General features: G+C 31.7%; 25 protein-coding genes. 20 read left to right on the top strand and 5 right to left on the bottom strand.

What is annotated here, in order from left to right:
• Positions 1-109 precede the first annotated feature (109 nt).
• Complete coding sequence (locus ACUN3A_RS14175) at positions 110-904, bottom strand: ABC transporter substrate-binding protein (RefSeq protein WP_445551930.1); 795 nt, start codon at positions 902-904, stop codon at positions 110-112.
• A 79-nt stretch (positions 905-983) separates the two neighbouring features.
• Positions 984-1799, bottom strand: a complete 816-nt coding sequence (pyrF, locus tag ACUN3A_RS14170) for an orotidine-5'-phosphate decarboxylase (protein ID WP_445551929.1) — start codon at positions 1797-1799, stop codon at positions 984-986.
• 177 nt (positions 1800-1976) lie between these two features.
• On the opposite strand from pyrF, the gene ACUN3A_RS14165 reads away from it, so the two are divergent.
• From ACUN3A_RS14165 to ACUN3A_RS14120, 10 genes are all read left to right on the top strand, one after another.
• Positions 1977-2162: a CsbD family protein gene (locus ACUN3A_RS14165; protein WP_445551928.1), complete on the top strand. Its 186-nt coding sequence runs from the start codon at positions 1977-1979 to the stop codon at positions 2160-2162.
• Positions 2163-2481: 319 nt separating this feature from the next.
• Positions 2482-3042, top strand: coding sequence for a helix-turn-helix domain-containing protein (locus ACUN3A_RS14160; RefSeq protein ID WP_445551927.1), 561 nt, complete (start codon positions 2482-2484; stop codon positions 3040-3042).
• A 12-nt stretch (positions 3043-3054) separates the two neighbouring features.
• Positions 3055-3501 (top strand): response regulator, encoded by a 447-nt coding sequence (locus tag ACUN3A_RS14155; protein WP_445551926.1) that lies wholly within the window; start codon positions 3055-3057, stop codon positions 3499-3501.
• Positions 3502-3516: 15 nt separating this feature from the next.
• Positions 3517-5733 (top strand): PAS domain-containing protein, encoded by a 2217-nt coding sequence (locus ACUN3A_RS14150; protein WP_445551925.1) that lies wholly within the window; start codon positions 3517-3519, stop codon positions 5731-5733.
• 98 nt (positions 5734-5831) lie between these two features.
• A complete protein-coding gene (locus ACUN3A_RS14145; RefSeq protein WP_445551924.1) occupies positions 5832-6371 on the top strand; it encodes a hypothetical protein in 540 nt (179 codons plus the stop codon).
• Positions 6368-7345 carry a YihY/virulence factor BrkB family protein gene (locus tag ACUN3A_RS14140; protein ID WP_445551923.1) on the top strand — a complete coding sequence of 326 codons (978 nt, stop codon included), beginning with the start codon at positions 6368-6370 and terminating at the stop codon, positions 7343-7345. The genes ACUN3A_RS14145 and ACUN3A_RS14140 overlap by 4 nt, the downstream gene beginning before the upstream one ends.
• A gap of 186 nt (positions 7346-7531) precedes the next feature.
• Positions 7532-8164, top strand: coding sequence for a porin family protein (locus ACUN3A_RS14135; protein ID WP_445551922.1), 633 nt, complete (start codon positions 7532-7534; stop codon positions 8162-8164).
• 24 nt (positions 8165-8188) lie between these two features.
• On the top strand, positions 8189-8341 hold the full coding sequence (locus ACUN3A_RS14130; RefSeq protein WP_445551921.1) for a lmo0937 family membrane protein: 153 nt from the start codon (positions 8189-8191) through the stop codon (positions 8339-8341).
• A gap of 20 nt (positions 8342-8361) precedes the next feature.
• Positions 8362-8673 carry a YtxH domain-containing protein gene (locus tag ACUN3A_RS14125; protein ID WP_445551920.1) on the top strand — a complete coding sequence of 104 codons (312 nt, stop codon included), beginning with the start codon at positions 8362-8364 and terminating at the stop codon, positions 8671-8673.
• A 35-nt stretch (positions 8674-8708) separates the two neighbouring features.
• On the top strand, positions 8709-9371 hold the full coding sequence (locus ACUN3A_RS14120; protein WP_445551919.1) for a hypothetical protein: 663 nt from the start codon (positions 8709-8711) through the stop codon (positions 9369-9371).
• A gap of 114 nt (positions 9372-9485) precedes the next feature.
• Here ACUN3A_RS14120 and ACUN3A_RS14115 read toward each other — a convergent pair whose 3' ends face one another.
• Positions 9486-11690, bottom strand: coding sequence for a DUF5723 family protein (locus tag ACUN3A_RS14115; protein ID WP_445551918.1), 2205 nt, complete (start codon positions 11688-11690; stop codon positions 9486-9488).
• 121 nt (positions 11691-11811) lie between these two features.
• Positions 11812-12888 carry a peptide chain release factor 1 gene (gene prfA, locus ACUN3A_RS14110; RefSeq protein WP_445551917.1) on the bottom strand — a complete coding sequence of 359 codons (1077 nt, stop codon included), beginning with the start codon at positions 12886-12888 and terminating at the stop codon, positions 11812-11814.
• Between the two features lie 405 nt (positions 12889-13293).
• On the opposite strand from prfA, the gene ACUN3A_RS14105 reads away from it, so the two are divergent.
• Both ACUN3A_RS14105 and ACUN3A_RS14100 read left to right on the top strand, forming a co-directional pair.
• Positions 13294-13914 carry a uracil-DNA glycosylase family protein gene (locus ACUN3A_RS14105; protein WP_445551916.1) on the top strand — a complete coding sequence of 207 codons (621 nt, stop codon included), beginning with the start codon at positions 13294-13296 and terminating at the stop codon, positions 13912-13914.
• A gap of 239 nt (positions 13915-14153) precedes the next feature.
• Positions 14154-14774, top strand: a complete 621-nt coding sequence (locus ACUN3A_RS14100) for an REP-associated tyrosine transposase (protein WP_445551915.1) — start codon at positions 14154-14156, stop codon at positions 14772-14774.
• A gap of 213 nt (positions 14775-14987) precedes the next feature.
• On the opposite strand, the gene ACUN3A_RS14095 is transcribed toward ACUN3A_RS14100, so the two are convergent.
• Entirely contained in the window at positions 14988-15218 is a 231-nt protein-coding gene (locus ACUN3A_RS14095) for a hypothetical protein (RefSeq protein ID WP_445551914.1), read from the bottom strand.
• A gap of 478 nt (positions 15219-15696) precedes the next feature.
• Here ACUN3A_RS14095 and ACUN3A_RS14090 point away from each other — a divergent pair, with 478 nt between their 5' ends.
• From ACUN3A_RS14090 to ACUN3A_RS14055, 8 genes are all read left to right on the top strand, one after another.
• A complete protein-coding gene (locus tag ACUN3A_RS14090) occupies positions 15697-16020 on the top strand; it encodes an ArsR/SmtB family transcription factor (protein WP_445551913.1) in 324 nt (107 codons plus the stop codon).
• A gap of 5 nt (positions 16021-16025) precedes the next feature.
• Positions 16026-16490, top strand: a complete 465-nt coding sequence (locus ACUN3A_RS14085) for an SRPBCC family protein (protein ID WP_445551912.1) — start codon at positions 16026-16028, stop codon at positions 16488-16490.
• A 6-nt stretch (positions 16491-16496) separates the two neighbouring features.
• Entirely contained in the window at positions 16497-16877 is a 381-nt protein-coding gene (locus ACUN3A_RS14080; RefSeq protein WP_445551911.1) for a DoxX family protein, read from the top strand.
• Positions 16878-17101: 224 nt separating this feature from the next.
• Positions 17102-19402, top strand: a complete 2301-nt coding sequence (locus ACUN3A_RS14075; protein WP_445551910.1) for a DNA topoisomerase 3 — start codon at positions 17102-17104, stop codon at positions 19400-19402.
• A gap of 209 nt (positions 19403-19611) precedes the next feature.
• Positions 19612-20100, top strand: coding sequence for a DUF6265 family protein (locus ACUN3A_RS14070; RefSeq protein ID WP_445551909.1), 489 nt, complete (start codon positions 19612-19614; stop codon positions 20098-20100).
• 204 nt (positions 20101-20304) lie between these two features.
• Complete coding sequence (locus ACUN3A_RS14065; protein ID WP_445551908.1) at positions 20305-22674, top strand: TonB-dependent siderophore receptor; 2370 nt, start codon at positions 20305-20307, stop codon at positions 22672-22674.
• 150 nt (positions 22675-22824) lie between these two features.
• A complete protein-coding gene (locus ACUN3A_RS14060) occupies positions 22825-23550 on the top strand; it encodes a DUF4198 domain-containing protein (RefSeq protein ID WP_445551907.1) in 726 nt (241 codons plus the stop codon).
• Between the two features lie 95 nt (positions 23551-23645).
• The gene (locus ACUN3A_RS14055; protein ID WP_445551906.1) at positions 23646-23978 is read left to right on the top strand and encodes a hypothetical protein; all 333 of its coding nucleotides are present in this window, start codon (positions 23646-23648) and stop codon (positions 23976-23978) included.
• The last annotated feature ends 19 nt before the right edge of the window (positions 23979-23997 follow it).

Raw genomic sequence — 23997 nt, 5'->3', positions numbered from 1 at the left:
TTTTTTTGTTGGGCAAATATAGTTCTTTTTTAGGCTTTTGAATTGCTGGATTTTTAGATTATTAGATTGTTAAACTTTTGATTTGTTAGATTTTTAAACTTTAAACCTTTCAAATACTATTATGCAAAAATTTAAAATACTCCAAAGCTTTCATCAATCGGCTTCCGTACCAAGAAAACATTTCTCCATCGACTAAAATAGCTTTGGCATTATTTAAATTTCTTACAATCTCATAACCATCTTCAGTTTTAAACGGAAATGGTTCCGAAGAAAGCAAAACCAAATCCAGATTTCCATTCTCATCCATTTTTTCAAGTTCAATTTCAGGATATCGCTCTTTTGAAAAATACTGGTTTTGAAAATGATTCAGATGTAACAATTCATCAATAAAAGTTCCCGAACCTGCCACCATATAGGGGTTTTTCCAAATAAAATAAGCCACTTTTTTAACTGGAACATTGGCAATAAAACCTTTAAAATCGCTCAAAGCAAAAGCTAACTTATCGTTCCATTTTCTGGCTTCGGTTCTTCGATTAAAAAGTTGTCCAAAGTCGGAAATCATTTGAAAATTATCTTCTATAGTAAAAATATCTGTTATCCAAACGGGGCAAATCTTTCGCAACTCTTCAACTATTTCTTTGGTATTTTCTTCTTTGTTACAAATAATAATATCTGGTTCTAGCGACCTAATTTTATCATAATTGACTTTCTTGGTTCCGCCTACAATCTTTTTAGTCGATTTAAGATGATACGGATGCACACAAAATTTAGTGATTCCAACTATTTTATCTTCAAGCCCCAAATCAAATAATAATTCGGTTTGAGAAGGCACCAGAGAAACAATCCGCTGAGGAGAAGTTTCAAATGTGTGGGATATACCGAGTTGGTCTATGAATTGTTTCATTTTAGAAATTGCTTAATTTTGTTTAAAAGTTTGAATTGTTTAAAAATCAAGAGAAAACAACTTTAAACATTTAAACTCTTTAACCTTTTAAAATCTCTTCCATTTCTTCCTGCATCTTCAAAGCTTCTATTCTTGCAACTTTGGCAAAATCAGCACCATTTGAAGCGTAAATAATAGCACGAGAAGAGTTAATTAACAATCCTACTTTATCATTCATTCCGTATTTACAAACTTCAGAAAGACTTCCTCCCTGCGCACCAACACCTGGTACAAGTAAGAAACTATCAGGAACAATTTTACGGATTTCGGTAAAATATTCAGCTTTAGTAGCACCTACAACATACATTAGATTTTCAGAATTCTTCCAAGTTTTGGATGTTTCCAATACATGTTTGTAAACTTCTTTCCCATCAACTTTTAATGTTTGAAAATCAAAAGCACCTTCATTAGAAGTTAAAGCCAACAATATAGCATGTTTGTTTTCGAAAGCAAGAAAAGGTTCAACAGAATCTTTACCCATATAAGGAGCGATTGTAACGCTATCAAAATTTAAATCTTCAAAAAAAGCTTTGGCATACATAAAAGATGTATTTCCAATATCGCCTCTTTTAGCATCAGCAATTGTAAAAATTTCAGGATAATTTACGTTGATATAATTAATGGTCTTTTGCAATGAAGCCCAACCTTTTAATCCATAGGCTTCAAAAAAAGCAATATTAGGTTTATAAGCAACTGTTAAATCATGAGTTGCATCAATAATTGCTTTATTAAATTCAAAAATAGGATCTTCTAATTCTAATAAATGTTGGGGAATTTTATTCAAATCAACATCCAAACCTACGCATAGAAATGATTTTTTGATTTTGATTTGATCGTTAAGTTGTTGTGTAGTCATGTGAATTTTAGTTGTGCGGCAAATTTACAAACTTGAAATTAAAAAACTTGAAATTTTGCAACAATCCTAAAAAATTGTGTAAGCCGTTTTAAAAGGAACGAGAATATATTTGTAAAGAACATCAAAATGATGATTTAAAAAAAAGAAAAAAAATATTAATTCTAAAAATAAACGATCATGAACACTACAGAAATTAAAGGAAACTGGAACGAAATTAAAGGGAAATTGAAACAGAAATATGCCGACCTGACGGATGACGATTTGTTGTATGAAGAAGGGAAAGAGGACGAAATGTACGGCAAAATCCAAAAAAGAATTGGTAAAAGTAAAGATGAAATTACAAAATGGATTGCTGATTTGTAATTAAGTTTCAAATTTTAAAAATTGAACTGCCTAAATTATTTTTTGATTGAGAAATTACAAAATAGTATAGGCAGTTTTTCCTAATAAATGTCTATCAGGATTTTAATCCATCCTATATTATGCATCGATCTGAAACTAGATTATATTTTAATCAAAAAAATAGTTTAAAAACTAAAAACATAGTTCCGAAACAGTACTTTTATTTTAATTATTAGCTAATTCTGCAATATTATCAATAAATTTACGATTAAGAATGAAAGTATTATTCAAATTAACAAGTGCTATTTTTAACAACTTTAATAGCCAAATAAAATAAATCATGAAAATATTTATACGATTTGATTTTAATAAAATTTGCAATAAAATTCTCGAAGAAAAACTAGAGGAATTCCAAATAAAACATAGAGTTTTAGGTTTTGGAGAAGTTGAATTTTTAGAAAAAATACCAGCCGAAAAACTGGATTTATTCAGCCATTCCTTAAATAATTATGGAATTGAAATTGTTGAAAATCAAAAAACCATTTTGATTCAAAAAATTAAGGATGCAATAGTTGATATGGTTTTTAATGAAGATACCGATATAAACGTAAAAAGTTCTGTATATTTATCTGAAAAACTAGGTCATTCCTACGGTTATTTATCTAATCTTTTTTCGGAAGTAACCTATACGTCTATTGAAAACTTCATTATTCTACAAAAAATTGAACATACAAAACAATTAATCATAAACAGTCAGTTATCATTAACAGAAATAGCCTTTAAGCTAAATTATTCTAGTGTTGCTCATTTAAGCACACAGTTCAAAAACACTACTGGTATAACGCCTTCAGCATTTCAAAGAATAATAAAAAGACGAAGAGAAATTAGCTCTAAACAATAAAAACCAAGAAACATGCAACACGATTCGATACTTATTACCCTAGCAGACGATGATGAAGATGACAGATTATTTTTTACTGATGCCTTTGAAGAAATAAAAATTAATACAATTGTCAATACTGTAAATAATGGCAGAGAATTGTTAAACTACTTAAATCTTCCAGATACAATATTACCTAATATTCTTTTTCTGGATTTAAATATGCCAATTTTAAACGGAATAGAGTGTTTGAAAGAAATTAAATTAAATGATAGATTTAAAGATATTGTTGTTGCAATATATTCTACCTCATCTTCAGATCAAGATGTAGAAGATACATTTGTTTTGGGTGCAAATATTTACATTAAAAAGCCTAGCAATTTTAATAATTTAAAAAAAATATTGTCGGATGTTGTCACTATTAATTGGCAATATCATACTAATGGATTAAATAAAGACAATTTTTTACTCAGAATGTAATGTTATTAAAATTTTATGAAAACCAATAAAAATAAATCTTCAGTTTATCATAAAATTATATTTATAATAAGTTTACTTATTGTATTTGTTATTAGTCTACTTACCGTAAAACATATCAATAACATCTCTAAATCTACAAAATTACTCATGCACACGTATGAAGTAAATTTAGAATTAGAGCATCTATTTTCCTATATTAAAGATTCTGAAAATGATATGAGAGGTTATATTATTTCTAAAGATAATTTTTATTTAATATTATATAAAAACGATATAAAAAACATAAACAACACTTTTTCTACCCTTAAAAAGCTGAGCAAAAACAATATCAATCAACAAGAAAATTTAATATCATTATATAAAACAATTAATAAAAGGTATGAATATATAGCAAATTATTCGAATCTAAATGAAAACTCAGACCTCTCTAAAAATTACGATTTCAAAAAAAATTTTAGAGAAAGTAACACCCTTTTGGCTGACATTAGAATCAAATTAGACGAAATGGTTCATAATGAAAAGTATAATTTAAGACTTCAAAATTCAATATACGACAAGCAAATATATCTTACACCAATCTTTACCTTAAGCATTTTATTTATAACTCTTTTGCTTTTAACTTTTACTTATTTTAAAACCACAAGAGATTTAGAGAAACTTCAAAATGCAAATACCAAATTAAGCAAATTTAATTTTTTAAGTTCCCAGGCTGAAATTCTCTCTGAATTTGGTACTTGGGACTTAAATTTGGATACTGACGAAATAATTTATTCTGATAACTTATATAGAATTTTGGGAACAGAACCTCAATCTTTTGATGCAAATCAGGAAAATTTCATGAAATTTATACATCCGGAAGATGTCGAAATTGTAAATACTATTTTTCAAAAAATTATTAAAGATGAAGATCTTCCACATGTTTTCTTTAGAATTATCAGACCAGATAAAAACATTCGTATAGTAAGATCTGTTAGAAAACTGTTTACTGATAATTGGGGTAATAAAACCATTTTAGGCGTAACCGGAGATATTACTGATGAACATAATAAAAATCAATTATTAAAGAGTAATTATGAAGATTTAATAAAGATAAACAATCAACTAAAGATTTTCGATGAATCAAGTAAACAAGCAGAGATTCTTGGAAAATATGGAAGTTGGGTTCTAAATCTTAAAACCTTAAAATTCACTTATTCGGATAATAGCTTTAGATTATTGGGTTTTGAACCTCAAACATTTGATCCAAATATCGAAAACTTATTAGACCTTGTTCATCCAGAGGATAAAGAAATTGTAGATATAGCTTATAAAAAAGCATTCGTTGGTTTAGAAATTCCAAGTATAAATTATAGAATTATTACTAAAGAAGGCAAAACCAAGCGATTTAGAACTATTGCTAAATCATTTACTGATCTAGAAGGCACACAAAGTATAATTGGAACTACTCAAGATGTTACAGAGGATTACAATAAAAGTTTACAATTAAAACAACGAAACTCAGAATTAGAGAAACATGTCAAAGAATTGAATGAATTTAATCAGGTAGCCAGTCACGATTTACAAGAGCCTTTACGAAAAATTCAAACTTTTATTTCCCGAATTAATGATAAAGAAAAAGATAACCTAACAGATATTGGTAAAGAATATTTATCCAGAATAGAAACAGCCTCTAATAGAATGCGGGTGTTAATTAATGATCTATTGCAATATTCTAAAGCCAACAGATCTGAAAAAAATCTTGTAAAAACTAATTTGAACGAAGTTCTAAAAGACAGTTTAATAGAATTATCTCAAACTATTGAAGACAAAAAAGCCATTATCAACTATACTGAATTGCCTACAATCAATGGAATTCCTTTTCAAATTCAACAGCTTTTTTCAAACTTATTGAGCAATTCACTAAAATATTCAAAGGAAGATGTTAGTCCAATAATTGATATCAGTTGCAGCAAAGTTTTGGCAAAAACACAAAGTATTTTGAATGATAAAAGCACAAAAGAATACTATAAAATAACCTGCTCAGACAACGGAATTGGTTTTGAACAAGAGCAATCCAAAAAAATATTTTTACTTTTCAACCGTCTTCATGGTAAAACTGAATATCATGGAACTGGTGTAGGACTCGCTATTTGCGAAAAAATTGTAGAAAACCACAAAGGCTATATTTTTGCTAACAGTAAAGTTAATGAAGGAGCAACATTCACTATCTACTTCCCTGTCCGTATTGCTTAAACTCATATTCTTTTTAGATGGTAATATTATAATACTAAAAAGAAATAATACAATTCCATTCGTTAATATATCGTGAACTTTGTATCAAAACAAAGGTCATGAAAAAGCTGATTATCTATCAACCCATTCTTTGTTGTTTATTTGCAATCTTTGGTATACAATCTTGCACTAATCAAGAAAAAGAAAACAACAATTCTATTTTAGAATCTACCAAAGAAGAGCCTACAATTGATTTTAATTTAATTGACTGCCTGAATGAATACAATCAAAAAAATATTAAACTTTCGGATATTACATTTGATTTAACCAAAGATGTAAAGACACTTCAGCTCCTTTTGAAGATCAAAAAAAATCACCAAGACATTGATTCTGAACTAAAAAAATTGACAAAACAGAAATTAATAATTATCCCAAAAATTGTTTATCAGATAAATATAAATCCAGATTCTATAAAAGGTAAAAAGGCTACTCTTTATCTTTTAAAAAAATTAAAAAATCAAATAGAAACCCAAATTTCATTATTTGACAGCATCGAAAAAAACAGCCAAAATACGGATTTCAAAATACTTGCCATAAAATCAAGAAAAATATTAGAAAACAATAATAATGTATTAAACACTTTAACTTATTTAAAATGAACTATTACAAACAATATATTATTTCATTATTTAAGGTTATAAAAAATGCTGCCAACTGTTTTTCTGAACATAAAGTAATGAAAATGAGTGCTGCGTTGTCTTATACAACAATGTTTTCAATGGGACCTTTGCTTTTAGTTATTTTATTTTTATCCGATTTCTTTTGGGGAAAAGAAGCAACTGAGGGAGCTATTTACAGCCAAATCAAAAGTTTTGTTGGGCCATCAAGTGCTGCGCAAATTCAGACTATAATTGAGAATTTAGCCATATCAAATAATGGGCATTTAGCTGGAATAATAGGTGTAATCACCTTATTGATTGGTGCAACATCAGTCTTTGCAGAAATTCAAGATTCAATCAATACCATTTGGGGAATCAAACCCAAAAAACAATCAGGGTTTTGGCTTTACATCAAAGCACGTTTGTTATCCTTTGGCGTAATAGGAAGTTTTGGTTTTATATTATTAGTTTCATTAGGCGTTTCAACTATAATGGATACATTGAGCAGCCAGTTTTTTTCTCGGTTTTCAGACTCATTATTTTATGTAATATATGTATGTAATAGCTTAATGACTTTTATAATTATCTCTTTGTTATTTGGAGCAATTTTCACCATTCTCCCAGATGCAGAAATAAAATGGAGGCAAGTTCGATTGGCCTCATTCACAACAGCTATATTATTTATGATAGGTAAATTTTTAATCTCATTTTATATTTCTAACTCTAATATTCAAAATGTTTATGGGACAGCTGGTTCATTTGTCGTCTTGATGATTTGGGTTTATTATTCATCGGTTATACTTTATTTTGGAGCTGAGTTTGCAAAAAGTTATGCTATACAGTTTTCAAGCGATATTGTCCCATCAAAATTTGCTGATTTGGTTAATACAGTAGAAGTTATTTCCGATCAACAAACTGTTCAACAGGCCGACAAAGAACTTAAAGCCATCAAAGAAAACCAATTGATAAAATAACCTATCCATTTCTATTAAAAAAACAATTACTTCTCTAATAAGGGAAGTTTTTTTTTGCTTTAAAAAATATTTCTATAAGTAAAATGGTAATTATATAAAACATCAAAAGTATGATATAACACAATGATTCTGCTTCAGTTGCATCTTTGTAATATAAACATCGATACCTAACCTATGAAAAACAGAATGAAATTACTATCCGCAATAGCCTTAATCGGACTATCAAATACCATTCATGCACAAACAGATTCATCTACAATACAATTTGGCGTAAAGGGCGGTGTAAATTTCTCTAACATATATAATGAAGAGGTTGACGACAATAATGTATTGACCAGTTTTAATGCCGGTATTTATGCTTCATTTCCAATTACGGATTTAATTGCCATTCAGCCAGAAATTTTATACAGTCAAAAAGGAGCCGAATTAAAGTACGATAATGCCTTTGCAACAGGAGAAGCAAAATTTAAATTGAATTATATTGAAGTTCCTGTTTTAGTAAAATTTAATCTAACTGAAAATTTAAATATTCATGCTGGTCCTTATGTCGCATATTTAGTTGATGCCCAAGTAAAAAATAATTCTGAAGGAGGCTCTTTTAATTTTGAAGACAATTACAATAATGACGATTTCAACAAATTTGATGCTGGACTTTCAGGCGGAATCGGATTAGAATTTAATTCTGTCGGATTTGGAGCTCGTTATAATTATGGTCTATCAAAAATAGGAAAAGAAAAAGAAATTGCAGGAACTACCTATACTACATCCGAAGGAAAAAACAGCAATTTAAGCATTTATGCCACATTCAGAATAAATTAATACTAATCATAAAAAATAGAAATCATGTCAAATTTATTGTATTTAATAGCGGTCATTCTAGTGATATCTTGGGCTTTAGGTTTTTTCGTTTACAGCGCTGGATCAATAATTCATATTTTATTGGTAATTGCAATAATTGCAGTTTTACTAAGACTAATAAACGGAAAAAGAATTTAAAATAACTTAAAAAGAAAAAAATGAGAACAGACAAAACAATAATCGGAATTTTAGGAGGAGTTGCAATTGGTGCAGCATTAGGCATATTATTAGCGCCTGATAAAGGTTCAAACACAAGAAAAAAAATTATTCAAAATAGTGCGGCTGCAACTGATGGTTTAAAAAGCAAATTAGAAAACATCACCAATACCTTATCTGAAAAGTATCATTCAATACTAAACAAAAGCGAAGAACTTGTTGACAAAGAAATGGATAAGTTTAATATCGAGAATATCAAAAAAATGAATAAAGAACTAGGAGAACTAAAACAATTCCCTACTGCAAAAGCATAAGTCAAAATATTTTAATCACTAAAAAATTTAAAAAAATGAAAAATTTAAAAATAACATTCGTACTAATCGCAACAGCAATTGCATTCGCATCTTGTAAAGATGAAAAACAGGAAACCGCACAAAAAGCATTAGATGTTTACACTAATTATGTAGATTCCGTGAGCAAAATTACGCAAGAAAAAGCTGTTGAAAATTGGCAAACAATTGAAAGTGATTATACCAAACTAAAAGCAGATGCCGAAATTTCATTAGCAAACGCAACTGATAAAGCAAAAATTCAAGATAATTTAGACAAGTCTACAATCCAATATGAGGAATTTAAAACTAACATTTTAGCTGAAAAAGAAAAAATGGAAGCAAGTAGTTCTAAATCGGTGATGTATACAACATTATTTGGTCCAAGTTATGTTAATGATGACATGAAATTCAATTGGGTAAATAAAGACAATATATTGAGTGTGTATGATAACTTTGTGACTACGGTACAAAAAAACAAAGACTCTTATTCTCGTGAAGATTGGGACGAAATCAAACTTGTATATGAAGCTTTAGACTCTAGAAAAAACACAGTTGAAAAAGAAGGTTTAACTAGTCACGATAATAACAAAATTGCGTTACTAAAACTTAAATTTGCACCAATGTACACCCTTAATAGAATGGGAGCAAAATCAGAAGAAAATGCTGAAGCAAAAAAATAAGCTTTCATCTGTTACAAACTGAAAAAGCTATTCACATTCTTTTTGAAGGAATGTAAAAAAGAAATGAGGTCTTTGCAGACCTCATTTCTTTTTTTATAATAATAGAAAAACTAATTATAATTTTCCTTCGTATACAGTTCCTACGTGTATTACTTCGGTTCTTCTGTTTTGAGCTCTTCCTGCAGCTGTTTTATTACTAGCTACTGGTTTAGATGATCCAAAACCTTTATACGTTAAGTTTTCAGGTTTAACACCTTTAGCAATCAATGCATCCATAACCACTTTTGCTCTTGCTTCAGAAAGTTTTTGGTTTGCTTTAGCATTTCCTACGCTATCAGTATGACCTTCAATAGAGAATTTTGCATTAGGATAATTTTTAATAATATCTTTAATAGCATCTAATCTTCCATCAGTTTGACCTTTATCAGCACTTTGTAGAACAGCTTTTCCAGTTACAAAGAATACCGCTCTTGCTTGAACTTTAAGTTCTTTTAATACTGCAGCAGTTACTTCTGGACAACCTTTGTTACTTGCAGGTCCAGCAACAGTAGGACAAGCATCCTCTTTATCTGTAATACCATCTTTATCTGCATCATAAATAGGACAACCACCATTTTCAACTAATCCTTTTTCGTTAGGACATTTGTCATCTTTATCTAAAACTGTATCTCCATCAGTATCAGGCCAAGGGCAACCTTTGTTTTCAACTGGACCAGCAACAGAAGGACATGCATCCACGTTGTCTAAAAGAGTATCACTATCAGCATCTCCCCAAGGACATCCTTTATTTTCAACTGGACCAGCAACTTTAGGACAAACATCATCTTTATCAGCAACAGTATCAGCATCAGCATCAGGCCAAGGACAACCTTTATTTTCAATTGGACCTACAACTTTAGGACAAGCATCATCTTTATCTATAACTTCATCTCCATCAGTATCTTTAAATTTCTTTTCATATACTGGAATTTTAAATCCAAAATATACATCCGCAGCTTTAGATTCTTTAGAAAGCATATTAGTAATCAAAGAACTTGAACCAACAAATACTGGACCAAAACGCAATCCAGTACCTACTTGCATACCATTGAATTCCATGTAGTTTATAGGTAATGAAAAAGTAAACCATCTTGTTTCGTAACGAGGAGTCAACATCCATGTGTTTTGAGAATAAGTAGTATTACGAGCATTATTATCTACTAAACTTAGATTCCCAGTTGCATTTAAATAAAATTTCTTATAGATATTCCAATCAACATCCACGTGCAACATTGTAGGCAATTTTGATTTGTATTCGCTGTATGTTGTTTTAGGAGTTCCATAATGTTCAGTTAAAAAATCTTCAAGGTTATCAAAATCTTCAAGATCTTGTGCAGTAGCTTCACCGTTTATGTTATATAGATCTTTCTTCATGTTTTTGTACGTGATAGAACCAATATCAGTAACAGATGCACCAAAACGTATTTTGTACTTATTTAAGTCTCTAAAATTATTATCGGCAGCTTTAGCTTTATTCACATCATACGAATCATAATCAGGTCTCCACTCGTATACTAAACCAAAATCAGCACCAAATCCTTTTGAATCAGAATCAAATTTAAAGTCATCATCACCAGTAATAACATCCTGACTACTCGCTACAGTAACAGTTCCTGTTGTTGTCAACTTACTTGATACAAGATCACCAGTTTGATTAAAATTAGCTGTAATACCATTTCCGTCTACATAAGAATTAATTCCACCCACTAAATATTTAGCTGTAAAACCTCCTTTTAAGAAATGTTGTTTACTTTGCCATAAAACAGCAGCATAAGAAGCTCCAATTTCACCCCAAGTATGCCCTACTACATTTGGACTTCCAACCTTAAGATTCGTAAAACTTTCCACATCATCAAATCCATCTTTAAATCTATCAAATAATTCACCGTTTATTTCATTTCCATTTAATACTGCTCTTGCTCTTGTGTAAATTGCAATAGCATGTTTTGGAGCTATATTAAACATGAATGAAGGCCCCATAATATCAGAATACATAATTCCACCGTTATTTTGAGTAGGAGTTCTAACAGCATCTTTATCAGAATCAAAAGAACTACTTGGCAGTTTAAACAAATTAACACCATAGTAATCATTGTTTAATGAACTACTGGTTGAAAACAAATTGATATCCGCTTTGAAACGAGAATCAACAATAGACGCAGGGTTAAAAAGTACCCCTTGAACTCCAGCATAATTATCTGGAATATACCCCATGTACGATTGGGCATTAATTTTCACAATTGAAAACAGAACAATTAAAAAAAGTATTTTTTTACTCATAAATTTGATTTTAGACTACACTAATAGTCATTTGTTAATTTTAAGACAAAATTAACAAAAAAAAGCACTTAACAAAGACTAATCTTTAATTAAGTGCTACTACTTTTTGGGTATTTTTTATTTAGAAAACTTCGCTGGCTTCTTTTAATTTCTCCATATTATTCACTAATGCTAACTCGTCCACAATCTTCTGAATATCACCATTCATGATATTTCCTAGATCGTATAAAGTCAAACCAACACGGTGATCCGTCACACGCCCTTGAGCATAATTATACGTACGAATCTTTGCCGAACGGTCACCAGAACTTACTTGTGATGTACGTTTAGTAGCATCTTCAGCTTGTTTTTTGGCCAATTCCTGCTCATATAAACGAGAACGCAAAACGCCCAAAGCTTTGTCTTTATTTTTATGCTGTGATTTCTGATCCTGACATTGCGCCACCAATCCTGTCGGAATGTGCGTTAAACGTACTGCCGATTTCGTAGTATTTACCGATTGTCCACCAGGTCCTGACGAACAGAAGAAATCCACACGAACATCATTCATATCAATTTGAACGTCAAATTCCTCTGCTTCCGGAAGCACCATAACCGTCGCTGCCGAGGTGTGTACACGTCCCTGAGTTTCCGTTTGCGGTACACGTTGCACACGGTGAACACCCGCTTCAAACTTCAAAGTTCCGTAAACATCCTCTCCCGAAACTTCAAAAATCACCTCTTTGAAACCACCCGAAGTCCCTTCGTTCATATCGACAACCGAAGTTCTCCAACCTTGTCCTTCACAGTATTTAGTATACATTCTGAATAAATCACCTGCAAAAATACTCGCTTCATCCCCACCCGTTCCGGCACGAATCTCCACCATTACGTTTTTCGCATCTTCAGGATCTTTTGGAATTAGCATGAATTTAATTTCATCCTCTAATTCCGGCAATCTTTCTTTGGCTTCGTCTAATTGCATTTTGGCCATCTCCGTCATATCGGCATCACTACCGTCAGCAATAATTTCGTTGGCTTCTTCGATATTTGCCATCAAAAGCACGTATTCATCACGCTTTTCAGCCAAAGCTTTTAAATTTTTATACTCTTGATTCAATTGCACATAACGTTTCTGATCCGAGATCACATCCGGCTGAATAATCAAATCCGAAATCTCATCGAAACGTTGTTTTACTATTTGAAGTCTATCTAACATCTTTATCTTCCTTTTTATTGGACTGCAAAATTACAAAATTTTTGTTGAAAATTCTATCATTAACTTTTTGAGTTTTTTAGGGTCTTTTTCTAAAGAATCATTAGTCGAATTATATGATTTTTCAGGAGCTATTTCCTGCTATTCGCTTGTATCTTTTCCTTGCTAAAGAAGCAAGAAAAAGGATATTGCTTCTATCAGGGCTAGGGCTTTTGTTTTCAAAAAGATTTACAGTTTTCAAAATTAATGGATTTTGAAGTAATTATCTTTGAAACTATTTTTATCCGTTTTTCAATGTTAATTTATATATTTGAAAACCTTCCTATCTGCACTTAGATGATCGGTAGATTTACGAGACTAAGTTTCGTATAACCATAAGTTGGTTGATATTTTACCAAAAAAAAGCAAATGATTACAAAATTTATTGAAGAACTTAAAAAATTAAACGTGGAATATTGCTTAAACGAGCAAGTTTACGATTATAAAAAATTAAAATATATCATTGTAGGCGATAATCCTGGAAAAACTGAAAAGAAAGAAAATAGATTTTTTATCGGAGCTTCTGGTCAAAAATTAAGAAAACACTTCGAGTCAAATAAATTGGTAGATGATTTCAATAATGAATGTATCATTTTTAATAAAACATTTATACATACTGTAAAAACTGAACAATTAGAGTCTATCAGGATAAATATTGGTATAGAACTATTTGATAATATCCAAATTCATTGTGCTAAAGAAATCTCAAAAATTACAAATGAGTTTAATATTCCCATTTTAATTTTTGGTAAAAGTAAAATTGGAGCAAATTTACTTTTTGAAAGTTTTTGGAAAGCAATAAATGAATTCACAATTATAAAAGAAAATATTTTGGTCTTTAACCATCCTTCATATAATCATTTCTTCAATGAATGGGATAAATACAAAACAGATTTAAAATTAAACTCCAAAGAATTACTTAAAGAAATTGGAACTATTAATTCACAAAAAATACAATTATCAAATACAAAAAAACAACTGAAGCATTAAAAACCCAAATTCCGCGAAGTGTAGGTGCTCTACGAAGTCTCCCGACTTCGCTTTTTTTTTTAAGTTCTTGAAAACCTTAAACTTCTCAAAAGTCTCCCGACTTTTAACGCATATGCCTTTATAACAACATGTTTTTTAAAAATCATCGTAAAAACAACAAAATCATTATTTTGTAGTTTTTTATTTATATTTTAATTCTAGACTAACTATAATATTCTAATTTCAAATAAACTTTCAAGATGGATGAAAACAAAACAGCAACTAGAGAAGGCTATACTATACGAGACCAAACTTTGCCACATTTTATAACAGCAACTGTAGTCGATTGGATAGATGTTTTCACGAGAAAAACGTATAGAGATACAGTTATTGAGTGTTTCGATTATTGCATTAAGCACAAAGCGATGGTACTTTATGGTTATGTAATAATGAGTAATCACATACATTTAATCGTTCAATCCAGTGATGGTAATCTTTCTGATTTAATACGTGATTTCAAAAAATTTATAGCTACCAAAATCTTAGAAAAAATTCAAACCGAACCAGAAAGTCGAAGAGAATGGATGCTAGAACGGTTTAAATTAGCTACCGAAAGTCATTCCAGAAACAAAAACTATCAGTTTTGGCAATATGGCAATCACCCCGAAGAAATCTATACCAATAAATTTATGTGGTCCAAACTAGATTATATTCATCTAAATCCTGTACGCGCAGGAATTGTTGAAAAAACATCACAATACATTTATTCCAGTGCCAGTAATTATGTTTACGACACAGGTTTACTAAAAATAGAAAAAGCAGACAATCCTATTGTTGATGTTTTAAATCCTAACTCTTTTGCCAAATACAATTTGTATTGATAGTTATAAAATGCTTTAGATTATAAAGATATTCACGGTAAAAGTCAGGAGACTTTTAGTAGATTTACGTTTTACAACAACATTTAAAAAAATTCGAAGTCGGGAGACTTCGCAGAGCTGAGTAATTTTATACTATCAATAATCTCCCCTGCTGACGCGAGCGTCCCGCTCGTGCCTCTGCTCTTCAAAGTCTCTCAACTTCCTGCTGTAGTTCTACCTATTTCCCATACTACATTTACCCCCTATCCAAACCATAGTCGCACCTGCCAAAACTAAAGGCTCTCCTATCAAAAGCATAGGAGCTCCTACTAAAATCATAGGTACTCCTATCAAAAGTATAGGAGCTCCTACAAAAACAATAGGCACTCCTACCAAAATCATAGGAGCTCCTACTAAAACCATAAGTACGCCTATCAAATTCATAGCTGCTCCTACTAAAATCATAGGAGCTCCTACAAAAACTAAAGGTCGCCTACTTAAAGTATAGGCGCGCCTACAAAAACGATAGGCACGCCTATCTAAAATTATGGCTTGCCTAAACAATTCAAAGGCTCGCCTATCAAAACCAAAGGCGACACCTTCAAAATAGATAGCCACGCCTATCAAAACTATAGGCGATGCCTAATAAAACTAATGGCGAGCCTATTGAAATTAAAGGCTCGCCTATCAAAAACAAAGGCAACACCTTCAAAATTGATAGGCGAGCCTTAATATTAGTATGGCGTAGTATTCCTTTCTCTGCCAAATCCCCCGATTTGCCCACACACACTTAGGAAACAATATAATTCCACAATCAAAGTCATCACTATCAATTTTTAAATCAACATCAACTTATTATACAACCTCTTTTTTCAAAAAAAATTAAATAAAAAATTGCGTAGTTAAATAACTACACTTATATTTGAAGTCAAATAACTACACAATGAATTTACGAAGAGATGTTTTCCAAGCCATAGCAGACCCAACAAGAAGATCCATTTTGTTATTGGTTACTGCTCAATCGATGACAGCAGGCGCAATAGCTTCAAACTTTGATACTGCAAGACCCACAGTTTCAAAGCACCTGCAAATACTTACCGAATGCGAATTATTAAAAAAAGAACAAAACGGAAGAGAAATATATTATCAAATAAATCCCCAAAAAATGAAAGAAGTCGATGTTTTTATTGAACCCTTTCGAAAATTGTGGGATGATAGATTCAATAAATTAGAAGCAATCATGAAAGAATACAAATCAAAAGAATAAATAATATGGAGGCAAAAACAAAAATCAATGCCGAGGAAGGCAAACAGGATTTAACAATAACAAGAGAATTTGATTTACCATTAGAATTGCTTTTCAAAGCCTATTCAGAACCAGATCTTGTTGCACAATGGATGGGAACAAATGTGCTAAAATTTGACAATAAAAAACATGGCAGCTATCAATTTGAAACATTGTATCAGGGAAATGTCGTGTTTCGTGCCAATGGCGTAATTCATGATTTTATTCCTAATCAAAAAATCACACGAACCTTTGAAATGGAAACAGCCTCTTTTGGAGTGCAGCTTGAAATTCATCAATTTGAAAAAATAACTGACAACACAAGCAAAATAAACATTCACACCATTTTTGAAAGTGTTGCTGTTCGAGATCAAATGCTCAAATTGCCATTCAAGCAAGGCATCAACATGGCACATAACCGTTTACAAGAAATAGTAACTAATTTAAAATAACATCAAATGACAAAGACAAACAAAATAATTTATTGGATTTCTACTGCCCTATTGAGTTTTGGAATGTTAGGAAGCGGTATATCTCAAGTGCTGCATGTAAAAGAAATGAACGAATTAATTACACACGTTGGCTATCCTTTATATTTTATGTACATCATTGGTGTGTGGAAAATTCTTGGTGTAATAGCTATTTTAGTTCCAAATTTTAAATTAGTAAAAGAATGGGCTTATGCGGGTTTCTTTTTTTTAATGACTGGTGCACTAGTATCACATCTATTTATGGGCGACGCTGGGAAAGCAATATTCGGACCTCTTTTTCAGACCATTTTTATAATTCTGTCTTGGTATTTCAGACCTGCGGACAGAAAGTTAGTTTCGGCGAATTAGCAAACGAATGCTACCCTAGCAAATGTCATTAAGCTAACTATAATTTTCTTCACAGAGACGCAAAGGAATCGGTTGTGAACTTTGTGTCTCTACATTTTTGTAAGATTAAAAATCTTAGAATCTTAGAGCCTTAGTTGCTTAGCAACTAAACCCACAATCTTCAAATTTCTTTTCAATACCAATTTCAAAATTCCTAATTTGCGCCCTCAAATCAAAAGGAAAAAATGAAGGTCTGTATTGCCGAAAAACCAAGTGTAGCACGCGAAATCGCATCCGTTTTGGGAGCCAATACCAAACACGATGGGTATTTCGAAGGCAATGGCTATCAGGTCACTTATACCTTTGGGCATTTATGTACCTTAAAAGAACCTAACGATTATAAACCCAATTGGAAAAGTTGGGATTTGAACAATCTGCCTATGCTTCCTGAAAAATTTGAAACCAAAGTGGTACAAAATTCGGGTATTCAAAAGCAGTTTAGAATTGTAAAAGGTTTATTTGACAAAGCAGAATTGGTCATCAACTGCGGGGATGCCGGGCAGGAAGGAGAACTCATTCAGCGTTGGGTAATGAACGAAGCCAATTATAAAGGCGAAGTACAACGCTTATGGATTTCTTCCCTTACCACCGAAGCCATCAAAGAGGGGTTTCAAAACCTAAAACCATCTGCCAACTACGATAATTTATACTACGCCGGATTTTCCAGAGCCATTGGCGACTGGTTACTCGGTATGAACGCTACCCGTTTGTACACCGTAAAACATGGTGGATATAAACAGGTTTTGTCTATTGGTCGGGTACAAACCCCAACCCTAGCAATGGTGGTGGATCGATTTAAAGAAATTGAGAATTTCAAACCTCAACCTTATTGGGAGTTACAGACTTTATACAGAGAAACGCTTTTTAGCTATGAAGAAGGACGTTTTCTGAATAAGGAAGATGGCGAAATTTTGGCTAATAAAGTTAAAGAAAGTGAATTCGAAATTGTTTCTGTCGAAAAAAAGAACGGTAATGAGTATGCTCCAAAACTGTTTGACCTAACAGGTTTACAGGTATATTGCAATCAAAAATTTGGCTTTTCAGCAGATGAAACGCTCAAAATTGTCCAGACTTTATACGAACAAAAAGTAGTCACTTATCCTAGAGTCGATACCACATTTTTACCAAACGATATTTATCCAAAAGTTCCTGGAATTCTACAAAAGCTGACTAATTATTCTGAGTTGACGCAGCCTCTTTTAGAAAAAAAGATTAAAAAATCACCTAAGGTTTTTAATGATAAAAAGGTAACCGATCACCACGCTATTATTCCAACAGGTGTACAATCTAATTTGCAATACAATCAGCAACAAGTATATGATATTATTGTAAAGCGTTTTATTGCTGTCTTTTATGATGATTGTTTGGTTGCTAATACTACAGTAATCGGAAAAGCAGCCGATGTACTATTTAAAACCACCGGAAAAGAAATCTTGAAAAAAGGATTTCGAGTTGTTTTTGAAGATCCAAATGCCAAAGAAAAAGAAGCCGATATATTAGCAAGTTTTGTTGTTGGCGAAAAAGGACCGCACGTACCTTCGTTTTTAGAAAAGGAAACCAAACCTCCCAATCAGTTTACGGAAGCGACTTTATTGCGTGCCATGGAAACTGCCGGCAAGCAAGTCGATGATGAAGATTTACGTGAATTAATGAAAGAAAACGGTATTGGCCGTCCATCAACCCGAGCTAATATTATAGAAACTCTTTTCAAACGCCAATACATCATTCGAAACAAAAAACAGGTTTTGCCAACGCCAACGGGAATTCAACTGATTGATACCATTCAAAATGAATTAATCAAATCGGCCGAATTGACGGGTTCCTGGGAAAAGCAGTTGAAGGACATTGAAAAAGGAACATTTACCGCTGGATCATTTATCAAAAACATGAAACAGATGGTTGAAGCTTTAGTATATGAAGTACGAAGCGAAACCAGACGTGCTAATATTTCGCATGAGGGAAGCATTCAAAAACAAGAGGCTACGGTTGAGAAAAAGAAAGCAGCAGGAATTTTGGCAGAAGTTTGCCCGAAATGTAAAAAAGGAAACTTAATAAAAGGGAAATCGGCTTACGGATGCAGTGAATATAAATCAGGCTGCGATTTTCTATTGCCCTATACTTTTGCGGAGAAAAAAATATCAGAGAATCAATACTTGCGATTACTTCAAAAAGGATCTACTGTAAATCTAAAGGACTTCAAAACCGATGAGGGTACTGTAGAAGGCTTGCTCCGTTTTGATGAAAATTTTAAACTCATATTAGAACCAAAGAAAACCGTTGAGAAAACGGAGAAAACAACATCCGATTCATTGACCTGTCCGAAATGCAAAAAAGGAACGGTGCTAAAAGGAAAAACAGCTTACGGTTGTGGCGACTATAAATTGGGTTGTGATTTTAAAGTCACTTTTGATGTCGTTAGAGAAAAACTGAAAGATCAAAAACCAACTAAGGAACTGGTTCATTCTATATTAAATGAAAGTATCTAGTTTTTTAGCCACAAATTTCAACAAAGAATCTACATCTTAAAATTTAACCGCAAAGTCCACTAAGGAAGCGCAAGGCACGCAAAGCTTTGTAAACTTTCCATAATTCTTTGCGCACTTTGCGGTTATCTTTCCATGACAATTAATATACATAATTTTTAAATGATTTTTTCATAATTTAGCATTTCAAACAATATCAAATAACCACTCCTATGTTTCAAAAAACAACCTTTATACTGCTTTTGTTAGCTATTGTTTCATGTAAAAACACTGAAGCAACCGAGAAAGATCAAATAAAATCAGCCAACTGGTTACTTGGAAAATGGGAAACCAAAACCGCTGATGGTGATCTTTCCGAGAGTTGGAAACAGCTTAACGATAGTACTTTCAAAGGAGAATCCTTTTTCGTCAAAGGAAAGGATACTTTACATTTTGAATCCATAACATTACAGCAAAAAGGAGAAGAACTTTTTTATAATGCTACTGTAAAAGGTCAAAACGAAAATAAAGCAGTCGCCTTTAAACTCACAACAAAAACCGAAAAACAATTGGTTTTTGAAAATCCAAAACACGATTATCCACAAAAAATAAGCTATACCCGAATTACCAAAGATAGCCTTGTCGCATCGATATCTGGAGTACAATTAGGGAAACCAAGCTCCGAAAAATTCGGGATGAAAAAAGACTCAATAGCTAAATAACAATCTTTGTCTTATAAAAATTTTACCTTGCCTAAAAACAGCAAGTTTTTTTATGCTCTAAAATGCCCTAAATCATTGACTTAATTATTTTATTTGTAATTAATCTAAATAAATACCGTAAAATAAAGTTAAATTTTTACATTTGCACTATTCTTATTTGTTCTAAATAATAACAGTAAAATTAAAAAAATTTACACTTTACCTATGAAATATTTGAATCAACAATTATCCAAATTTAAATTATTCTTATTTCTCTTAATTCTTTTCACAGCTACCACTTTTGCACAAACTAAAGGAAGCCTAAAAGGAACCGTTCAAACTAGTGATAACAAACCCGCAGAAGGAGTTTCGGTTACCGTTAAAGAATTAAACAGAACAACCATCGCTGATAATAATGGTTTTTATACTATCAAAAACCTACCTGCTGGCAACTATACTTTAATACTTACATTGGTTGGTAATAGTGATGTTCAACAAAAAGTAACCATAGTGGCTGGTGAAACTGCAACTGTTGACATCAATTTGTCACTCTCCAATAATCAATTGAACCAAGTAGTCGTTTTGAGTAATAAAAGTGCTTTTAAAACCAACCGTGTTTCTTCTTCACTTCGCTTACAATCTCCTATTATAGAGATTCCACAAAACATACAAATTGTAACTGGAAAACTTATTCAAGATCAACAAATTAATAATATGCTTGAAGGTGTAACCCGCAACGTTAGTGGTGCTACAAGGGTAGAGCATTGGGATAATTATGCTAACATTACTATGAGAGGTAGTCAAGTTGCTGCTTTTAGAAATGGTATGAACGTAAGTACAACTTGGGGCCCGTTGACGGAAGATATGAGTATGGTAGAACGTATTGAATTTGTAAAAGGTCCTGCAGGATTTATGTTATCAAACGGAAATCCAAGTGGTTTTTATAATGTGGTAACTAAAAAACCAAGCGGAAGAAACAAAGGTGAGGCAAGTTTATCTTTAGGTAGTTATGGCATGTACAGAGGTACATTGGATTTAGATGGAAAATTAACTAAAGACGGAAAACTTTTGTATCGTTTCAATGCAATGGGAGAAAAGAAAGACAGTTATCGTGATTTTGACTTTAATGATCGTTATACTTTTGCACCTGTTTTAAAATATTTATTTTCTGATAAAACTTCAGCAACATTAGAATATACACAACAATTTTCAAAAGTAAATGCTATTGGTAGTAACTATGTTTATGCCAAAAATGGTTACGAAGAATTACCAAGAAGCTTTACTACATCAGAAAAAGAATTAGATCCTACACAAATGCTGGAAAGAAGTCTTTTGGGTATTTTCGAACATAATTTTAATGACAAATGGAAAATTACGGCCCAAGGTTCCTACTTAAATTACGAACAAGAAGGAATGTCATTATGGCCAGGTGGTTTTGATGATACAAATGATGCAATCCTTAAAAGAGCTGGTGGAAACTGGGATATTTTAGGAAAAATATATGTTGGACAAGCTTATGTAAATGGTCAGGCTCAAACTGGATCTGTTTCACATAAAATATTGTCTGGATTAGATCTGAGTGATAAAACCTACTATCATGATTGGTCACAATCTTTTACTTTACCTGATTTAGACATTTATAATCCAGTACATGGTATCGCAGAATCACCAAAATTTGACAGAAGCAAAGACATCAAAGACAGAGGCGTAAAATATTATAATAACTATAAAGGTTTTTATGCGCAGGATGAGTTAGGGTTCTTAGATAATGACCTTCGTTTAACATTGGCAGGAAGATATACTGTTCTAAAAGCTGGTGATGTATATTCTGGTGGTTCAAAAAACGAAAAATTCACGCCTCGAATTGGATTGAGTTATTCTATTGACAAAAACACATCAGCCTATTTTGTAAGAGATGAGTCTTTTACAGAAAATTACGGAAGCGATTGGCAAGGGAAAAGTTTTAATCCTCAAACCGGAACAAATTTAGAATTAGGTTTCAAAAGAGACTGGCTAAACGGAAAATGGAATTCAACACTTGCTGCCTACCAAATTACAACAGACAATGTCCTTACATTAGATGCTGAGCATTCTACACCTGCTAAACAATTTAGCAAAGAAGACGGTCAACAAAAAGTAAAAGGTTTTGAAGTTGACATTAGAGGAGAAATCTTTAAAAACTTAGATGTTGTTGTAAATTATGCTTTCACAGAAGGAAAAATCACCAAAGATACTGACCCAAATATGGTCGGAAATCAAATTCCGGGAAGTAGTAAACATATTCAAAACACTTGGCTAAATTATAAAATAGATAACGGATTACTGAACGGATTGGGTCTTTCATTAGGATATCAATATCAAGTAGACAGAGCTCCTTGGTACATTTCACCTGATAACACGACTTCGCTACCTGATTATTTCCGTTTAGATGGTGGAGTTTCTTATCAAATCAAGAAAGTATACATAAATCTTATTGTTAATAATATACTTAACAAATACCTGTATTCAGGTGGATATTACAGCTATACTGACATGTACTACTGGCAAGCAGAAGCTGGAACAAATGCAAGACTAACTGTAAGTTATAAGTTCTAAATTATTTTAATTACGATCAACTAAATTCAAACTCCCCATTTCGGTGCGGAGTTTTATTTTTAATACAGCAAACAAATTAACAAGTAAATAAATACGGAATAATTGTTTGTTTTTTTATAAAGAACAATTATATCAAATAAATTAAAAGCCATGAAATCAAACTCATTACAAAAAGTATTATTCGTAATACTAACACTATTATTCAGTGCTTCAACATTCGCACACGCACTTTGGATTGAAACTAAAGCAATTGGAACTAAAGGAAAAGCACAAAAAATCGATATTTATTTCGGTGAATTTTCAGACAAAGACATTACCAAAACTGCCAAATGGTTTTCGGATATAAAAGACTTTTCGTTAGTATTGATTACTCCTTCCAAAAAAGAAATCAAATTAACCTCAACAGCTTTAGAAGATAAATACCAAGCTTCATTCATTCCAGATGAAGAAGGTGTTTACACAGTAACCATGCACCATACTGTAAAGGATGTTTATGGAACAATGAAATTAGATTACAATTCAAGTGCCACCGTTACAGTTGGAAATCCATCAAAAGGAAATGAAGCAACCGCAAATACAAACATAATCAGTTTATTTTCCAAAGAGATCACAGCAGCAAAGAAAAACGGAAAAATAACTGTAAATGCTTTATATGATGCTAAAATTGCAAAGAGCCAAAAAATGAAAGTTATTGCTCCAAATGGCTGGGAAAAAGAATTATGGAGTAATGAAAATGGCGAAATATCCTTTACACCGCTTTGGTCTGGAAATTATATGGTTGAATTTGCTTATACAGAAAAAAGTGAGGGTGAATACAACGGCAAAAAATACAATGAAATCTGGAAAATGGCCACTTATTTTATTGCCGTAAAATAATTTCTATTAGATATTCAACACTACATTTTACTATTAAAAGATATTAACCTAAAACTGAATGCCTTTTAATAGTATTATAAAAAATCAAATCAATTATGATAACCATAGCTAATAGTATTCTATTTTTTGCATTCTATACTTTGTATTATACTTCCAAACGAGTTCCATTAACTTATAATCTTGGTTTTGAAAAATGGCTGCAAAGAAACCCAAATTCAACCAAAATCATAGGGATATCATTATTAGTAACATCCTATCTTTTATGGGTTTTCATTACTGCCTTTGGTGTTGGAACACTATTATTTGTTATAGCATTAATGACTATTGGTAGTTTAATAGTCATCTTAAAACCTTTGCAAATCATACCTCTAAAAACCATCTTATTACTTTTTATCATAATAGAATTTTTAGAAATTTATTACTCTTAAATCATTTGTTTACTTATAA

This window comes from Flavobacterium sp. WC2509 (genome assembly GCF_052683105.1).
This window is presented reverse-complemented; position numbering and strand designations above follow the sequence as displayed.

What these genes read in the sequence shown, in the direction of transcription:
- prfA (WP_445551917.1), bottom strand. Translation starts at nt 12,888, where the DNA reads ATGTTAGATAGACTTCAAATAGTAAAACAACGTTTCGATGAGATTTCG.
- ACUN3A_RS14065 (WP_445551908.1), top strand. Translation starts at nt 20,305, where the DNA reads ATGAAATATTTGAATCAACAATTATCCAAATTTAAATTATTCTTATTT.
- ACUN3A_RS14060 (WP_445551907.1), top strand. Translation starts at nt 22,825, where the DNA reads ATGAAATCAAACTCATTACAAAAAGTATTATTCGTAATACTAACACTA.
- ACUN3A_RS14095 (WP_445551914.1), bottom strand. Translation starts at nt 15,218, where the DNA reads ATGATTTTAGTAGGAGCAGCTATGAATTTGATAGGCGTACTTATGGTT.
- ACUN3A_RS14120 (WP_445551919.1), top strand. Translation starts at nt 8,709, where the DNA reads ATGAAAAATTTAAAAATAACATTCGTACTAATCGCAACAGCAATTGCA.
- ACUN3A_RS14145 (WP_445551924.1), top strand. Translation starts at nt 5,832, where the DNA reads ATGAAAAAGCTGATTATCTATCAACCCATTCTTTGTTGTTTATTTGCA.
- ACUN3A_RS14140 (WP_445551923.1), top strand. Translation starts at nt 6,368, where the DNA reads ATGAACTATTACAAACAATATATTATTTCATTATTTAAGGTTATAAAA.
- ACUN3A_RS14175 (WP_445551930.1), bottom strand. Translation starts at nt 904, where the DNA reads ATGAAACAATTCATAGACCAACTCGGTATATCCCACACATTTGAAACT.
- ACUN3A_RS14090 (WP_445551913.1), top strand. Translation starts at nt 15,697, where the DNA reads ATGAATTTACGAAGAGATGTTTTCCAAGCCATAGCAGACCCAACAAGA.
- ACUN3A_RS14115 (WP_445551918.1), bottom strand. Translation starts at nt 11,690, where the DNA reads ATGAGTAAAAAAATACTTTTTTTAATTGTTCTGTTTTCAATTGTGAAA.
- pyrF (WP_445551929.1), bottom strand. Translation starts at nt 1,799, where the DNA reads ATGACTACACAACAACTTAACGATCAAATCAAAATCAAAAAATCATTT.
- ACUN3A_RS14070 (WP_445551909.1), top strand. Translation starts at nt 19,612, where the DNA reads ATGTTTCAAAAAACAACCTTTATACTGCTTTTGTTAGCTATTGTTTCA.
- ACUN3A_RS14075 (WP_445551910.1), top strand. Translation starts at nt 17,102, where the DNA reads ATGAAGGTCTGTATTGCCGAAAAACCAAGTGTAGCACGCGAAATCGCA.
- ACUN3A_RS14100 (WP_445551915.1), top strand. Translation starts at nt 14,154, where the DNA reads ATGGATGAAAACAAAACAGCAACTAGAGAAGGCTATACTATACGAGAC.
- ACUN3A_RS14105 (WP_445551916.1), top strand. Translation starts at nt 13,294, where the DNA reads ATGATTACAAAATTTATTGAAGAACTTAAAAAATTAAACGTGGAATAT.
- ACUN3A_RS14135 (WP_445551922.1), top strand. Translation starts at nt 7,532, where the DNA reads ATGAAATTACTATCCGCAATAGCCTTAATCGGACTATCAAATACCATT.
- ACUN3A_RS14155 (WP_445551926.1), top strand. Translation starts at nt 3,055, where the DNA reads ATGCAACACGATTCGATACTTATTACCCTAGCAGACGATGATGAAGAT.
- ACUN3A_RS14085 (WP_445551912.1), top strand. Translation starts at nt 16,026, where the DNA reads ATGGAGGCAAAAACAAAAATCAATGCCGAGGAAGGCAAACAGGATTTA.
- ACUN3A_RS14080 (WP_445551911.1), top strand. Translation starts at nt 16,497, where the DNA reads ATGACAAAGACAAACAAAATAATTTATTGGATTTCTACTGCCCTATTG.
- ACUN3A_RS14150 (WP_445551925.1), top strand. Translation starts at nt 3,517, where the DNA reads ATGAAAACCAATAAAAATAAATCTTCAGTTTATCATAAAATTATATTT.
- ACUN3A_RS14130 (WP_445551921.1), top strand. Translation starts at nt 8,189, where the DNA reads ATGTCAAATTTATTGTATTTAATAGCGGTCATTCTAGTGATATCTTGG.
- ACUN3A_RS14160 (WP_445551927.1), top strand. Translation starts at nt 2,482, where the DNA reads ATGAAAATATTTATACGATTTGATTTTAATAAAATTTGCAATAAAATT.
- ACUN3A_RS14165 (WP_445551928.1), top strand. Translation starts at nt 1,977, where the DNA reads ATGAACACTACAGAAATTAAAGGAAACTGGAACGAAATTAAAGGGAAA.
- ACUN3A_RS14055 (WP_445551906.1), top strand. Translation starts at nt 23,646, where the DNA reads ATGATAACCATAGCTAATAGTATTCTATTTTTTGCATTCTATACTTTG.
- ACUN3A_RS14125 (WP_445551920.1), top strand. Translation starts at nt 8,362, where the DNA reads ATGAGAACAGACAAAACAATAATCGGAATTTTAGGAGGAGTTGCAATT.